We start from the raw sequence: 14,526 nt of genomic DNA on the forward strand, positions 1-14,526 counted from the left end.
ATGACCGAGATCGACTTTGCCTTCGGTGCGCCCGACCGCCTGCGGACGGCCTGCCAGGTCGCGGTCAAACGCGTCAAGGCCGGCCAGAAGCTGGTGGTGTACTGCCGCGACACCACCCGGCTGGACCAGTTCGACCGGCTGCTGTGGGCCTTCGACGATCTGGCCTTCGTGCCGCATGTGGCCGTCGACGATCCCCTGGCGGCCCAGACGCCGGTGGTGCTGACCTCGTCGGATGCCGACACCCCGCATCATGAATGGCTCCTCAATCTCGACGACAGCTGGCCGCCGATCTACACCCGCTTCCGGCGGGTGATCGAGATCGTGTCGAACGACGCGTCCGAGCGCGAGGCAGCCCGCGCCCGCTGGCGCTTCTATCAAGAATGTGGCCACCAGATCGTCAAGCACGATCTGGCGACCCAGGACCTGCCCTGACATGCCTATCGACCCCCTGATTTCCCGCGACGACCCGAGCATTCCGGTGCTGACCGAGGTGATCGACGTGCCCGCTGCGTCGCCTGCCGGCGACCCCGAGCCATCGGCCTCGGCCACCGCGCCCGCCGCGCCGCTGCCGCTGATCCAGCAGGCGGCGGACATGCCGCGCAGCGGCGGTGTCGTTGACGAAACCCTGTTCAATGACATGCGCACTGCGCTGCTCGAAGACGTGCACCGACGCATCGAACCCATCCTGCGCGCCCGCATGCAGCAGCACATTGCCGCCGCCGTCGACCGGGTCATGGACGACGTAGCCGATCAGCTGCGCGATGAAATATCCCGCATGCTGGACGAAGGCTTGAACAGGGAATTGATCCGCCAGACCGCCGTCGTCGAGCAGCAACGCCCCCGTCCGCGCAGCGACGATCGCTTGCCCTAGGCGCCCCGCCGCCGCGTCCGATCGCCTAAAATGGTCGGTTGACTCTGGCGCCCCGTGCATCGGCGCGCCCTGACCTGCTTTTCCGGAATGTTGATGACCCAAGCTGACACGACCCCTCCCATCGCGACCGACGAACTCCCCAAGAGCTTCGAGCCCGCGCCGATCGAAGCCCGCTGGTACCCGGAATGGGAAAAGCGCGGCGACTTCGCGGGCGGGACCCACGTCACGTCGGACAAGAATGCCGAGGCCTTCGCCATCCAGCTGCCGCCGCCGAACGTGACGGGCACGCTGCACATGGGTCACGCCTTCAACCAGACCATCATGGATGGCCTGACCCGCTACCACCGCATGCGCGGCTACGACACCGTGTGGGTGCCGGGCACCGACCATGCCGGCATCGCCACGCAGATCGTGGTCGAACGGCAGCTGGACGCGCAAAAGGTCAGCCGTCATGACCTGGGCCGCGACGCCTTCATCAAGAAGGTGTGGGAATGGAAGGAATATTCGGGCGGCACGATCACCGGCCAGATGCGTCGGCTGGGCACGTCCCCCGACTGGACCCGTGAATACTTCACCATGAGCGACGACATGTCGCGTGGCGTGACCGAGACCTTCGCGCGGCTGTACGAGCAGGGCCTGATCTACCGCGGCAAGCGCCTGGTGAACTGGGATCCGAAACTGGGTACCGCCGTCAGCGACCTGGAAGTGATCAGCGAAGAAGAAGATGGCCACATGTGGCACATCCGCTATCCGCTGGCCGATTCCGATGAATCCGTGGTGGTCGCCACCACGCGTCCGGAGACCATGCTGGGCGACGTGGCCGTCATGGTCCATCCTGACGACGAACGCTACACCGCCTTGATCGGCCGCCAGGTCCGCCTGCCGTTGACCGGCCGCCTGATCCCGGTGATTGCCGACGACTACGTGGATCGCGAATTCGGCACGGGCGTGGTCAAGGTGACGCCTGCGCATGACTTCAACGACTATGCCGTTGGCCAGCGCCACAGCCTGCCGATGATTTCGGTGCTGACGCTCGACGCAATGATCAACGACGAGGCGCCCGAGGCCTATCGCGGCCTGGAACGCTTCGAAGCGCGCAAACGCATCGTGGCGGACCTGGAAGCTTTGGGCCTGCTAATCGAAGTCAAAAAGCACAAGTTGATGGTGCCGCGCGGCGACCGGACCAACTCGGTCATCGAGCCCATGCTGACGGACCAGTGGTTCGTGGCGATGAGCAAGCCAGCGCCCGAAGGCACGATCAACCCCGGCAAGTCCATTACCGACGTCGCCCTGGAAGTGGTGGCCGACGGCCGTGTCAAGTTCTATCCCGAAAACTGGACCACCACCTATAACCAGTGGCTGAACAACATCCAGGACTGGTGCATTTCGCGTCAGCTCTGGTGGGGCCACCAGATCCCGGCGTGGTATGCCGAAGACGGCCAGATCTTCGTGGCGCGTTCCGAAGCCGATGCGCAGGCCCAAGCGCTGGCGGCCGGCGTGACCGGTCCGCTGACCCGCGACCCCGACGTGCTGGACACGTGGTTCTCGTCGGCGCTGGTGCCTTTCACGACCATGGGCTGGCCCGAGCAGACGCCGGACCTGTCCAAGTATCTGCCGTCGTCGGTGTTGGTCACGGGTTTCGACATCATCTTCTTCTGGATCGCCCGGATGGTGATGATGACGACCCACTTCACGGGTCAGGTGCCGTTCCGCCACGTGTATGTCCACGGGCTGATCCGCGATGCGGAAGGCCAGAAGATGAGCAAGTCCAAGGGCAACACGCTGGACCCTGTCGACCTGATCGACGGCATCGGGCTGGACGGACTGCTGGCCAAACGCACCACCGGCCTGATGAATCCGAAGCAGGCCGAAAGCATCGCCAAGAAAACGAAAAAGGAATTTCCGGAAGGCATTCCCGCGTTTGGCGCCGATGCGCTGCGCTTCACCATGGCGGCTTACGCGACTCTGGGCCGCAACATCAATTTCGACTTGAAACGCTGCGAGGGCTATCGCAATTTCTGCAACAAGCTCTGGAACGCCACGCGTTTCGTGCTGATGAACGTGGAAGGCAAGGACTGCGGGCTGGACGAGTCGGCCGAGATCGAACTCTCGGTGTACGACAACTGGATCATCAGCCAGCTGCAGCGCACCGAAGCCGACATCGCGCGCGGGTTCGAAGACTACCGTTTCGACAACATCTCGACGTCTCTCTACCGCTTCGTGTGGGACGAATACTGCGACTGGTATCTGGAACTGGCCAAGGTCCAGCTGCAACGCGGTACCGACGCGCAGCAACGCGGCACGCGCCGCACGCTGATCCGCGTGCTGGAAACCGTGCTGCGCCTGGCGCACCCGATCATCCCGTTCATTACTGAAGAACTGTGGCAGAAGGTGTCGGTCGTGGCCGGCAAGCGCAGCGCGGATGTGGCTACGTCGATCGGCGTGCAGCCCTATCCCGTGTCGCAGCCCGAAAAGATCGACGAAACCGCCGAAGCCGCCATGGCGGAACTGAAGGCGCAGATCGATGCCGTGCGCGCACTGCGTGGCGAGATGAACGTGCCGCCGTCCCAGAAGGCCCCGCTGAACGTGACCGGCGACCGCGCCACCCTGGAACGCAACGGCCCTTACCTGGCCGCGCTGGCCCGGCTGAGTGAAGTCAACGTCATGGACACCCTGCCCGACGTGGGCGCGCCGGTGCAGGTGGTCGGCCAGGCCCGTCTGATGCTGCATATCGAAATCGATGTCGCGGCGGAACAGGCACGGCTCGACAAGGAAATCGCGCGCCTGGAAGGCGAGATTGCCAAGACCACGGCCAAGCTGAGCAACGCGAGCTTCGTGGAACGCGCGCCAGCGGCGGTGGTGGATCAGGAAAAAGCCCGGATGGCCCAGTTCAACGACACACTGGCCAAGGTCCGGGAACAGCGTCAGCGCCTGAAGTAAGGCGGCTGACCGGAAACCACGAAACGGGTGCATCGCGAAGGCGGTCACCCGTTTTTTTATCGACCCGCGTCGGGGCTGAGCGTTGCGCCGCGCGATTGACGACATGACGAGGCAAACACATGAAAAGAGTGACGATCTACGGCGCCGGCGCCGTTGGTGGCAACGTGGCAGTCCGATTGGCGTCGGCCGGTGTGGCGGAGGTGTCGGTGGTTGCGCGCGGCGCGCACCTGGCGGCGATCCGGGAACGGGGCCTGACCTTGGTGCAGAACGGCCAGCGCACCACCGTTCAGCCGGCAGCGGCAACGGATGACCCCACCGACCTCCCGCCGCAGGACCTGATCATCGTGACGCTGAAGGCCACGTCCCTGCCCGAGGCCGCGCCCGCCCTGGCCGCCCTGCGCGCACCGGGCGCGCCGGTCCTCTTTTGATCAATGGCATTCCCTGGTGGTGGTCTCATGGGCTGCCGGCGGGTCACCCGGCGTCGGTCGTCCCAATGGATCTGATCGACCCCGACCGTGCCTTGCGGGACGGCCTGGGCGCCGACGCAGCGCTGGGCGGCGTGATCTATTCGCCCAACGAAGTGACAGCGCCCGGCGAAATCACCAACCGCGGGCACAGCCGTTTCCTGCTGGGCGAGCCGGACGGCAGCCTGTCGCCGCGTCTGTCCGCAGTGGTCGATCTGTTCGCGGGGGCGGGCATCGAAGTGGCCGCCCGGACCGATCTGCGCCGCGACGTCTTCGGCAAACTGGTATTGAATGTTTCGGTCAATCCGCTGTGCGCCCTGACAGGACTGACGGCGCGTGAACGCCTGCTGGAGCCCGGCATCCGGGATCTGTCGCGAGCCCTGATCGACGAAGTCATTGCCGTGTCCCATGCGTCGGGGTTCCCGGTCGCCGACGGCCTGGACGTGGAAGCCTTGCTCGATCCAGCGCGGGTGCCCGAAGCCCGGCCATCCATGCTGCAGGACGTACTGGCCGGCCGGCCTATGGAAGTGGACGCCTTGTTGGGCCAGGTGCAGGTGCTGGCGCGGTACGGCAAGGTGGCGACGCCAGCGCTGGATGTGGTGCTGCCCCTGTTGCAGGGGCTGAACCGGCGGGTGACGCGGCAAGGGTGAAATTGTTGGGGCGTCCCACTTGTCCGTCCACCGCGCGGCCCTATATATGTATCCGGCATTACAAAATCATGCCGCACTATTGCCGGCAGGCCGCGTTTGGGAGCAGACTCGCTGTCTGTTCAACCCTCGGTTCTGTCGTATTGACAGTTCGTCCAGCAACCACTTCATGAGATTGCCATGACCCGAAAGACCCCTATTGAACGCTACCGGAACATCGGAATCAGCGCCCACATCGATGCCGGCAAAACCACCACGACCGAGCGCATCCTGTTCTACACCGGGGTCAATCACAAAATTGGCGAAGTGCATGATGGCGCCGCCACCATGGACTGGATGGAACAGGAGCAGGAACGCGGCATTACCATCACGTCGGCGGCCACGACTGCTTTCTGGCGGGGCATGGCGGGCAACTATCCCGAGCATCGCATCAACATCATCGACACCCCGGGGCACGTGGACTTCACGATCGAAGTCGAACGTTCCATGCGCGTGCTCGACGGCGCCGTGATGGTTTACGACTCGGTCGGCGGCGTGCAGCCCCAATCCGAAACCGTATGGCGGCAGGCGAACAAATACGCCGTGCCCCGGATCGCGTTCGTCAACAAGATGGACCGGACCGGTGCGGACTTTTTCCGCGTGCAGCGCCAGATCGGCGACCGGCTGAAGGGCCGCGCCGTGCCGCTGCAGATTCCCGTGGGCGCCGAAGACCACTTCGAAGGCGTGATCGACCTCGTCAAGATGAAAGCCATCATCTGGAACGATGCCGACAAGGGCGTGACGTTCGAATACCGCGATATTCCCGAAGACCTGCAGGCGACCGCCGCGGAGTGGCGCGAAACCATGGTGTCCGAGGCGGCCGAGGCTACCGAGGAACTCATGGACAAGTACCTCAATGGCGACACGCTGACCGAAGAAGAAATCAAGCACGGTATCCGCCTGCGGACCGTGGCGAACCAGATCGTGCCGATGCTGTGTGGCAGCGCCTTCAAGAACAAGGGCGTGCAGGCCATGCTGGATGCCGTCATCGATTACCTGCCGTCGCCGGTAGACGTGCCCGCCATCAAGGGCATGGACGAAGACGACAAGGAAATCGAACGCCACCCGGCCGACGACGAGAAGTTTTCCGCGCTGGCATTCAAGATCATGACCGACCCGTTCGTCGGTCAGCTGATCTTCTTCCGCGTGTACTCGGGCATCGTCAAGACCGGCGACACCGTCTACAACCCCTTGAAGGGCAAGAAGGAACGCCTGGGCCGGATCGTGCAGATGCACGCCAACGAGCGGATGGAAATCAAGGAAGTGCATGCCGGTGACATCGCGGCGGCGGTCGGCCTGAAGGACGTCACGACGGGCGACACCCTAAGCGATCCCGATGCCGTCATCATCCTGGAACGCATGATCTTTCCCGAGCCTGTGATCTCGCAGGCCGTGGAACCGAAGACGCAAGCCGACCAGGAAAAGATGGGCATCGCGCTGAACCGGCTGGCCCAGGAAGACCCGTCGTTCCGCGTGCATACCGACGAAGAATCCGGCCAGACCATCATTTCCGGGATGGGCGAGCTGCACCTGGAAATCCTGGTCGACCGGATGAAGCGCGAGTTCAACGTAGAAGCCACCGTCGGCAAGCCGCAGGTGGCGTATCGCGAGGCCATCCGTTCCAAGGTGTCGGATGTCGAGGGCAAGTTCGTCAAACAGTCGGGCGGTCGCGGTCAGTACGGTCACGTGGTGCTGTCGCTCGAACCCCAGCCGCAAGGCAAGGGCTACGAGTTCGTCGACCAGATCAAGGGCGGTGTGGTGCCGCGCGAGTTCATCCCGGCGGTCGACAAGGGCATCCAGGAATCGCTGAAGGCTGGCGTGCTGGCGGGCTACCCCGTGGTCGACATCAAGGCGACACTGACCTTCGGTTCCTACCATGACGTCGACTCGAACGAAAACGCGTTTCGGATGGCCGGCTCGATGGCGTTCAAGGAAGGCATGAAGCGCGCCACGCCCGTGCTGCTGGAACCGATGATGAGCGTCGAGGTGGAAACGCCTGAAGACTTCATGGGCAACGTGATGGGCGACCTGTCGTCGCGCCGCGGGATGGTGCAAGGCATGGAAGACATTGCGGGTGGCGGCGGCAAGCTGGTGCGCGCCGAGGTGCCGCTTGCCGAGATGTTCGGGTATTCGACCGGCCTGCGGTCGCTGACCCAGGGCCGCGCCACGTACACCATGGAATTCAAGCATTACGCGGAAGCCCCGCGCAATGTGGTGGAACAGGTGGTGGGGCAGCGGCAGTCGCGGTAAGCATGCTGCAGTAGTCGGCTGACGCCGGGCCAGGCCGGACGGCGTCGGCCACATCGAAAACGGATCCTTCGGGGTCCGTTTTTTTATGGGCAGTATTTGCAGCGCTTCATGCTACGATCCCGCACAAATAATAATAGTTCTCATTCAATATAGGGGTGCGTGTTGGTGCAGCAGCAGGGTGCGATTAAAGCAGTCAGGGTGATGGGATTGGCCGGCATGTCAGTAGGTATGCTGACCGTTTCGATGGCGGTGACGGCGCAGACGCCGGCGCCGGACGCCGGGGTCAGTCCGGGGACGGCGACGGTGCAAGGCGCGGGGGCGGCCGCCACCACATTGCCCGCCATCACCGTGCAGACCGGAAGCGCGGCCGAAGAACGCGCGGCCTTCAATCCGGTTGCCCCGCCCCAGGTCAACAAATCGACCTTTGGACTGAACGAAACGCCGCAATCGATCACCGTCGTTCCCCGCGCCGTACTGGACAGCCAGCAGGCCCAGTCACTGTCCGACGCACTGCGCAACGTGCCGGGAGTCGTGGCGCAGACGTTCGGTCGGCGGGGGTGGGACGATCTGATCATTCGCGGCCAGGTGGCGTCCGACGCCCTCTTCCTGGACGGACTGCGTACTGGCGCCAACAACCGCGTGGCCGAAGAGTTGTATGGCATCGATCGTGTCGAGGTCGTCAAGGGTCCCGCGTCGCTGTTGTACGGCCAGGTCCTGCCCGGAGGCCTGGTCAACATGGTCAGCAAGCGCCCCCAGGCAAGCGCCTTTGCCGACGCCGATCTGACCGTCGGCAGCTATGGCCTGCGCCAGGGAACGTTCGACCTGGGGCGGCCGCTGTCCGAGAACGGCAAGGCGGCGTTCCGGCTGAATGGCCTTGTCATGAACAGCGACGACCCGACCGACCCCGTGTATTTCCGAAATCGACATATCGCGCCGTCCCTGTCGTTCGACCTCGGTCCGCGCACCGACTTCACCCTGCTCGCCAGCTATCAGGAACGCGAGTATCTGCGGCAGCAAGGGTTGCCCCTGTCGGGCTCCGTGCTGCCCAACGTCAACGGCCGTCTGCCACGGGATCGATTCACCGGCGAACCGGGACAGAAACCCTACCGCGCGTACCAGTCGCGCGTCGGCTACGCCCTGACCCATCGCTTCGATTCAGGGTGGACACTGCGCCAGACGGTCCGCAGGCAGGATTACACGATGTCCGGGCAGTTCGTGACGACCACTTCTCTGTCCGCCGACAGCGCAAGCCTGCGTCGCGGTGCGACCGACCAAGTCCTCAATGGGGCGACGAGCGGCATCGACACCCATGTCCAGCGCGTCTTTGCCACGCGGTTTGGCACGCATGAAGTCACCCTGGGCAACGACTACATCCACTCCCAGGAAACCGCTTTGCAAAAGACGTGCACAGTGGCCAACCTGAATGTGTTCAACCCGGTTTACGGCAGTCCCGTCGTCTGCCCGGCAACCTTTCGCACCGACAACGTCACCACGATCCGGTCGCTGGGGGTGTATGCACGCGATCAAGTGAAGTTCGGCGACCGGTGGACCGTCGTGACAGGTCTGCGGCGGGACCATACGGCTACCTATACGACCAACAATCTGAACGGCAGCTATCAGTCCAATCCCGCATCCAAGACCACCGGATCGGCGGCGGTGATGATGGAAGTGGCGCGCGGCGTCCGGCCTTATGTCAGCTACGCCACGTCCTTCTACCCGAACACCGGCACCGACGTCCAGGCGCGGCTGTTCGCCCCGGAAAGCGGGCGTCAGTGGGAAGCCGGCGTCAAAGTCGACCTGGACGACGGCGCGACGGCCGTGACCCTTGCCGCCTTCGACCTGCGCCGTCGCAATGTGCTGCAAGCCGACCCCGTGAACACAGGCTATAACCTTGCCATTGGCGAGCAGCGGACGCGCGGCATGGAACTGGGAGTCGCGTCTGACCTGCGCAACGGCCTGAGTCTGTTCGGCGGCTACGCCTTTACCGCCGGCGAGATCACCGAGGATGGCGCAAGCACCGCTGCCACCACCACGGCCGGGCAGCCTTTGAACAACGTAGCGCGCCACCACCTGACGGTGTCGGGACGGTACCGATTCAAGGACGCACTACGGGGATGGGAGGTGAACGCAGGCGTCCGCGGCGAGGCGAAACGCTACGCCTACGGTTACGAACTGCCGGGGTATCTGGTGGGAGACGTGGGCGTGGGCTACCACGCCGATGCCTGGCGCGCCGCGTTGACAATCCGGAACGTGCTGGATCAGACGTATTACGCGGGTGGCCTGGCGGCGGCGGTGGCGGCGGGCAATCCCCGCACGGTGATGCTCACGGTGGGATATCGGTATCGCTAAGGGTGCTTACCGCCGCTTCAGGAAGTGCGTGTACACGCCCTCGCCGTCATCGGTCTGCGCCAGCAATGCATTGCCTGTCTGCTTGGCGAACGCCTGGAAGTCGCGCGTTGACGACGTGTCGGTCGCAATGACCTTCAGCACCTGACCACTGGTCAGCGTCGCCAATGCCTTCTTCGCCCGAAGGATGGGCAAGGGGCACTTCAGCCCCTTGGCATCCACTTCCAGGTCGAACGACAGATCTCCATCACTCATGCGATTCTCCTGGAGGGTTACAGGCGGGATTCCACCCAGGCCTGCACGCCCGCCAGGGCCGTATCCAGACCGGAAGGATCGGTGCCGCCGGCCATGGCCATGTCAGGACGGCCACCCCCTTGCCGCCGACCTGCTGCGCCACGAAGTTCACCAGTTCGCCCGCCTTGACCTTGCCCGACGCGTCGGCCGTCACCCCTGCCACCAGGCTCACCTTCGAGCCTTCGACAGCGGCCAGCACGATCGCGGCCGAGTGCAGCTTGTCTTTCAGCTTGTCCACAGTCTCGCGCAGCGACTTCGGATCCACGCCATTCAGCACCGCGGCCAGGACCTTCACGCCCTTGACGTCAACCGCCCCCGCAGCCAGATCAGCCCCGGCGCTGGTCGCCAGCTTGCTCTTGAGTTGCGCCAGTTCCTTTTCCAGCTGACGCACCTGATCCTGCACCTGACCCAGTCGCGCAGGGACTTCGCCCGGCTGCACCTTGAGGGTGTTCGCCGCCGTGTTCAGCGTTGCGTTCAGGTTTTGCACATACGCCAGCGAGTTGTCGCCCGTGATGGCCTCGACCCGGCGGATCCCCGCGGCTACGCCCGTCTCGGTCACGATCTTGAACAGGCCGATGTCGCCCGTGCGCGCCACGTGCGTGCCGCCGCACAGTTCGCGGGAAAAGCCGATGTCCAGCACCCGCACTTCGTCGCCGTACTTCTCGCCAAACAACGCCACCGCGCCGTCCTTGACCGCCTCGTCGTACGACACCATCTTGGTCGTGACGGGCGTGTTGGCCAGCACTTCCTTGTTCACGATGGCTTCGACACGGGCAATCTCGTCCGACGTCATGGGCGCGTCGTGCGCGAAGTCGAAACGGGTCTTGTCCGGATCGACCAGCGAGCCCTTCTGCTGCACGTGGTCGCCCAGCACGATCCGCAAGGCCTTGTGCAGCAAGTGCGTCGACGAGTGGTTGCGGCCCGTGCGCGCGCGGCGCTCGGCATCCACTTCCGACTTGACGGTCTCGCCCAGCTCCAGCCGGCCGCTTTCCAGCTTGCCGTGATGACCGAACACTTCGGACTGCACCTTCAGCGTGTCGTCAACAATGAACTTGCCCTGGCTCGCGTACAGCACACCCGAATCGCCCACCTGCCCGCCCGACTCGGCGTAGAACGGCGAGTGGTCGAGCACGACGACGGCTGACTGGCCCGCCTCGATCGATTTGACCGGCGTGCCATCGACATACAGTGCCGTGACCCGGCCTTCGCCCAGCAGTTCGGAATACCCCACAAACACGGTCTTGGCGCCGTCATACGACAGGCCCGCCGACTGCTTGAACTTGCCCGCGGCGCGCGCCTGGTCGCGCTGGCGCTTCATGGCGACCTCGAAGCCCGCCATGTCCACGTCGATGTCGCGTTCGCGGCAAATGTCGGCGGTCAGGTCCGTCGGGAAACCATAGGTGTCATACAGCGTGAACAGCGTATCGCCATCCAGGGCCTGGCCTGGCTTGAGACCCGCCAGCGCCACGTCCAGGATCTTCATGCCGTTTTCCAGCGTCTCGCCGAAACGTTCTTCTTCCTGGCGCAGCACCTGCTCGACGCGCGACTGGTTGGCCACCAGTTCGGGATAGGCCTCGCCCATCTCGGCCACCAGGTCCTTGACCAGGCGATAGAAGAAAGGCTTTTTCTGACCCAGGTTGTAGCCATGGCGCAGCGCGCGGCGGATGATCCGGCGCAGCACATAGCCGCGGCCTTCACTGCCAGGAATCACGCCGTCGACGATCAGGAACGAGCATGCGCGGATGTGATCGGCGATCACCTTGAGCGAATTCTCGTTCAGGTCCGTGCAGCCCGTCTCGCGCGCGGCGGCCTTGATCAGGTTCTGGAACAGATCGATTTCATAGTTGGAATGCACGTGCTGCAGCACGGCCGCGATCCGCTCCAGCCCCATGCCGGTATCCACGCAGGGCTTGGGCAGCGGCGTGAGCGTGCCGGCCGCGTCCCGCTCGAACTGCATGAACACCAGGTTCCAGATCTCGATGTAGCGATCGCCGTCTTCTTCGGGCGATCCCGGAGGGCCACCCCAGATGTCCGGACCGTGGTCATAGAAGATTTCCGTACACGGACCACACGGACCCGTGTCGCCCATCTGCCAGAAGTTGTCGGACGCGTAACGCGCGCCCTTGTTGTCGCCGATGCGGATGATGCGCTCGACCGGCACGCCGATTTCGTCCCGCCACAGCGCGTAGGCCTCATCGTCTTCCTGGTAGACGGTGACCCACAGCTTTTCCTTGGGCAGGCCATACACGCCTGTCAGCAACTGCCATGCGTACTGAATCGCTTCGCGCTTGAAATAGTCGCCAAAGCTGAAATTGCCCAGCATTTCGAAAAAGGTGTGATGCCGCGCCGTGTAGCCGACGTTTTCCAGGTCATTGTGCTTGCCGCCCGCACGCACGCTGCGCTGCGACGACGTCGCGCGCTTGTAGCTGCGGGTTTCGGTGCCCAGGAACAGGTCCTTGAACTGCACCATGCCGGAGTTCGTGAACAACAGCGTCGGGTCGTTCCCGGGAACCAGGGACGACGACGGGACAATCGTGTGCCCCTGGGATTCGAAGAATTGCAGGAATTTCTGACGGATCTCGGCGGATTTCATCGCAGCGCTCATGGGCGGGGATGAATCGCAAAAGACCGCAGTTTGCATCCCCAGGGGTAAGAATCGAACCTCTGATTATAGAGGGTCGCGCGCCCGGAAGGGGTCGCCCGTGCGCGCCAGCGTGGCTCGGTGGCGAAAACGCTGATGGGCCAAGGCGGAGGGGCAGGTCGGCCGGCCAGGCGGCCGGGCAGATCAGCGCGGGAAGGCCGTGCGGATCTTCTGGTCGGTCTTGTACTGACTCAGGGCATAGACCGCCCAGATGGCCGCGGGGATCCAGCCGATGACCGTGATCTGCAGGATCAGGCAGAGGATGCCGGCGAACGGGCGGCCGATCGTGAAAAACAGCAGCCAGGGCAACAGCAGGGCAATGACCAAACGCATGGAAACGAACCTTTTTGCTAGGACAAAACTGTCCATGTGACGGCCGTACAGGCTACCCCGCCGCGTTAGGCTGTGTAAAGCCGGGTGGTCCGGCGGACCGCGGCGAGGGTTTCGCCGTTGATGTGGGGATAGGAATGAAGATTGTGGGGAAGGACATGGCGAGGGGTTGCGTGACGGGGCTTGGTGGTTGGGCGGTGGGGGGCAGAGGCCGGGCGGTGGCGGGTAGAAGAGGCTGGGCGGTGGCTGGCGGAGGCCGGGCGGTCGCGGGCGGAGGCTGGGCGGTGGCGGGCATCGCTGCCATGGCGGCTGGCATGGTGGTCGCGGGGTGCGGTGGCGGTGGGGATGAGGGGCCTGCCCCGGGCGGGTCAGCAGCCGTGTCGACGGAGAAGCCGGTCGAGCAACCAATCCTGACGATGCCGACATCAACGTATACGGGGATGCATGCCGAGGCGTTCAAGCGGATCAACGAAGCGCGGATCGCGGCTGGAGTGAGTGCGTTGAAGCAGAGTGTGGAGCTGGATCGGGCTGCGCAGGCGCATTCGGATTATCAGGTGCGGAATAATGTGTTCGGGCATGAGCAGAGCAGCGGGCAGCCGCTATTCACCGGCGTTGACTACATCCAGCGTGCACGACAACAGGCATATCTGAACCTTCCGCAAACCGAGGTTCTTGCAAGGATAGGGTCGACCAGGAGCGGCGCCAACCACATCAATTCGCATCTGAACTCCGTCTACCACTTAGCGGCGATACTCACCCCCAACGCGAACGAGCTAGGAATAGGATTTGCGGTCGAATCAGGAGGGGCGCCGAGCGTCATCAGTTCTATCACCATAGGAACAAGCGACAGACGTTTGCCACCGGTAATTGAACCCTGGACATGGCCCGTGAAAGACGCGACCGATGTCCCAACGACGTTCGTTCCGTACTCGGAGACGCCCAATCCGCTACCGGATGTCGCATCCAACTACAGTATTCAAGTGGGTCCACCCATCATGTATTGCACGCGGGTCATCCGAACCGTTGGGATGCAAGTTGACTTCTCAGGGCTTAACGACGTTGCACGCGCGCGAGTCGTGCCGGGGTGGATCCTAAAACACTCATCAACACAAGTCACAGCTCCAAGCGGAACTGACGTTCGTAACGACTCTAACCTGATTAAAGCGCCTCACTGCGTCTTTGTTATACCGAAGGAGCCACTACAGAAAGGAACCCAGTACGAACTTACGCTGAAAGTCGTATATGAGGGCAGGTCCAGCCAGACGCGATGGTCTTTTACCACCGCCTCTTAACGGCAACGTCTGGGATGTCCTGCAACGTCAATCGTTAGATCCCACATCGGCGTAGCAGGATGCCCATAATGAGTCTCGCTGCAGTACCCAGTGCTTATCAACCGCGCCTAATCCACCCAACTGAACAAAATCTGTCCATTTAAATTCCGCGCTCCCGCCTGCATTTCCATTGAGCCCACCACACCCTCTCCTAGTGACCGTCAAACCCTCTGGTGACAAAAAAATCAGGTGATTGCCGTGAACACAACGCGGCATGCGGTCGTCCGCACTGCAGCCGTCATACCAATTCCAAAGTGCAGTGAACTGGGTTTGCATTTTTCCGCTGCTGAAACGAAAGCGAAGCTGTTCGAAAGCTCCTGCGCGATCATTACCAGGCATCTCGAGCAGAACCCCGTCGAATGCGGCCAAGAGT

11 protein-coding genes and 1 pseudogene are annotated in these 14,526 nt (G+C 63.4%); 8 read left to right on the forward strand and 4 right to left on the reverse strand.

From position 1 onward, the window contains the following. The 7 genes from ACNANG_RS06535 to ACNANG_RS06565 all read left to right on the forward strand — a co-directional run bounded on the left by ACNANG_RS06535 (position 1) and on the right by ACNANG_RS06565 (position 9,560). A complete protein-coding gene (locus ACNANG_RS06535; protein ID WP_420226504.1) occupies positions 1 to 432 on the forward strand; it encodes a DNA polymerase III subunit chi in 432 nt (143 codons plus the stop codon). Position 433: 1 nt separating this feature from the next. Next, the gene (locus ACNANG_RS06540; RefSeq protein ID WP_420226505.1) at positions 434 to 871 is read left to right on the forward strand and encodes a hypothetical protein; all 438 of its coding nucleotides are present in this window, start codon (positions 434 to 436) and stop codon (positions 869 to 871) included. Positions 872 to 964: 93 nt separating this feature from the next. Next, positions 965 to 3,811, forward strand: a complete 2,847-nt coding sequence (locus ACNANG_RS06545) for a valine--tRNA ligase (RefSeq protein ID WP_420226506.1) — start codon at positions 965 to 967, stop codon at positions 3,809 to 3,811. Between the two features lie 119 nt (positions 3,812 to 3,930). After that, a complete protein-coding gene (locus ACNANG_RS06550; protein ID WP_420226507.1) occupies positions 3,931 to 4,239 on the forward strand; it encodes a ketopantoate reductase family protein in 309 nt (102 codons plus the stop codon). A 65-nt stretch (positions 4,240 to 4,304) separates the two neighbouring features. Beyond that, positions 4,305 to 4,925, forward strand: a complete 621-nt coding sequence (locus tag ACNANG_RS06555) for a ketopantoate reductase family protein (protein ID WP_420226508.1) — start codon at positions 4,305 to 4,307, stop codon at positions 4,923 to 4,925. Between the two features lie 177 nt (positions 4,926 to 5,102). Then, the gene (gene fusA / locus ACNANG_RS06560) at positions 5,103 to 7,211 is read left to right on the forward strand and encodes an elongation factor G (protein WP_420226509.1); all 2,109 of its coding nucleotides are present in this window, start codon (positions 5,103 to 5,105) and stop codon (positions 7,209 to 7,211) included. 228 nt (positions 7,212 to 7,439) lie between these two features. Further along, entirely contained in the window at positions 7,440 to 9,560 is a 2,121-nt protein-coding gene (locus ACNANG_RS06565; protein ID WP_420226510.1) for a TonB-dependent siderophore receptor, read from the forward strand. Between the two features lie 6 nt (positions 9,561 to 9,566). On the opposite strand, the gene ACNANG_RS06570 is transcribed toward ACNANG_RS06565, so the two are convergent. The 3 genes and pseudogenes from ACNANG_RS06570 to ACNANG_RS06580 form a co-directional block, all read right to left on the reverse strand. After that, complete coding sequence (locus tag ACNANG_RS06570) at positions 9,567 to 9,812, reverse strand: sulfurtransferase TusA family protein (protein ID WP_420226511.1); 246 nt, start codon at positions 9,810 to 9,812, stop codon at positions 9,567 to 9,569. Between the two features lie 17 nt (positions 9,813 to 9,829). Beyond that, positions 9,830 to 12,444, reverse strand: a pseudogene (alaS, locus tag ACNANG_RS06575) (alanine--tRNA ligase). Between the two features lie 192 nt (positions 12,445 to 12,636). Further along, entirely contained in the window at positions 12,637 to 12,825 is a 189-nt protein-coding gene (locus ACNANG_RS06580) for a YqaE/Pmp3 family membrane protein (protein WP_420226512.1), read from the reverse strand. A gap of 281 nt (positions 12,826 to 13,106) precedes the next feature. Here ACNANG_RS06580 and ACNANG_RS06585 point away from each other — a divergent pair, with 281 nt between their 5' ends. Next, the gene (locus ACNANG_RS06585; protein WP_420226513.1) at positions 13,107 to 14,114 is read left to right on the forward strand and encodes a CAP domain-containing protein; all 1,008 of its coding nucleotides are present in this window, start codon (positions 13,107 to 13,109) and stop codon (positions 14,112 to 14,114) included. 27 nt (positions 14,115 to 14,141) lie between these two features. Here ACNANG_RS06585 and ACNANG_RS06590 read toward each other — a convergent pair whose 3' ends face one another. Continuing rightward, positions 14,142 to 14,522: a hypothetical protein gene (locus ACNANG_RS06590; protein ID WP_420226514.1), complete on the reverse strand. Its 381-nt coding sequence runs from the start codon at positions 14,520 to 14,522 to the stop codon at positions 14,142 to 14,144. Between the last annotated feature and the right edge of the window lie 4 nt (positions 14,523 to 14,526).

The sequence above is a fragment of the Pigmentiphaga litoralis genome, from assembly GCF_048632615.1.
Classification (GTDB): Bacteria; Pseudomonadota; Gammaproteobacteria; order Burkholderiales; family Burkholderiaceae_B; genus Pigmentiphaga; species Pigmentiphaga litoralis_B.

Coding starts and splice junctions, on each gene's coding strand:
- ACNANG_RS06535 (WP_420226504.1), top strand. CDS start 1: ATGACCGAGATCGACTTTGCCTTCGGTGCGCCCGACCGCCTGCGGACG.
- ACNANG_RS06540 (WP_420226505.1), top strand. CDS start 434: ATGCCTATCGACCCCCTGATTTCCCGCGACGACCCGAGCATTCCGGTG.
- ACNANG_RS06545 (WP_420226506.1), top strand. CDS start 965: ATGACCCAAGCTGACACGACCCCTCCCATCGCGACCGACGAACTCCCC.
- ACNANG_RS06550 (WP_420226507.1), top strand. CDS start 3,931: ATGAAAAGAGTGACGATCTACGGCGCCGGCGCCGTTGGTGGCAACGTG.
- ACNANG_RS06555 (WP_420226508.1), top strand. CDS start 4,305: ATGGATCTGATCGACCCCGACCGTGCCTTGCGGGACGGCCTGGGCGCC.
- fusA (WP_420226509.1), top strand. CDS start 5,103: ATGACCCGAAAGACCCCTATTGAACGCTACCGGAACATCGGAATCAGC.
- ACNANG_RS06565 (WP_420226510.1), top strand. CDS start 7,440: ATGCTGACCGTTTCGATGGCGGTGACGGCGCAGACGCCGGCGCCGGAC.
- ACNANG_RS06570 (WP_420226511.1), bottom strand. CDS start 9,812: ATGAGTGATGGAGATCTGTCGTTCGACCTGGAAGTGGATGCCAAGGGG.
- ACNANG_RS06580 (WP_420226512.1), bottom strand. CDS start 12,825: ATGCGTTTGGTCATTGCCCTGCTGTTGCCCTGGCTGCTGTTTTTCACG.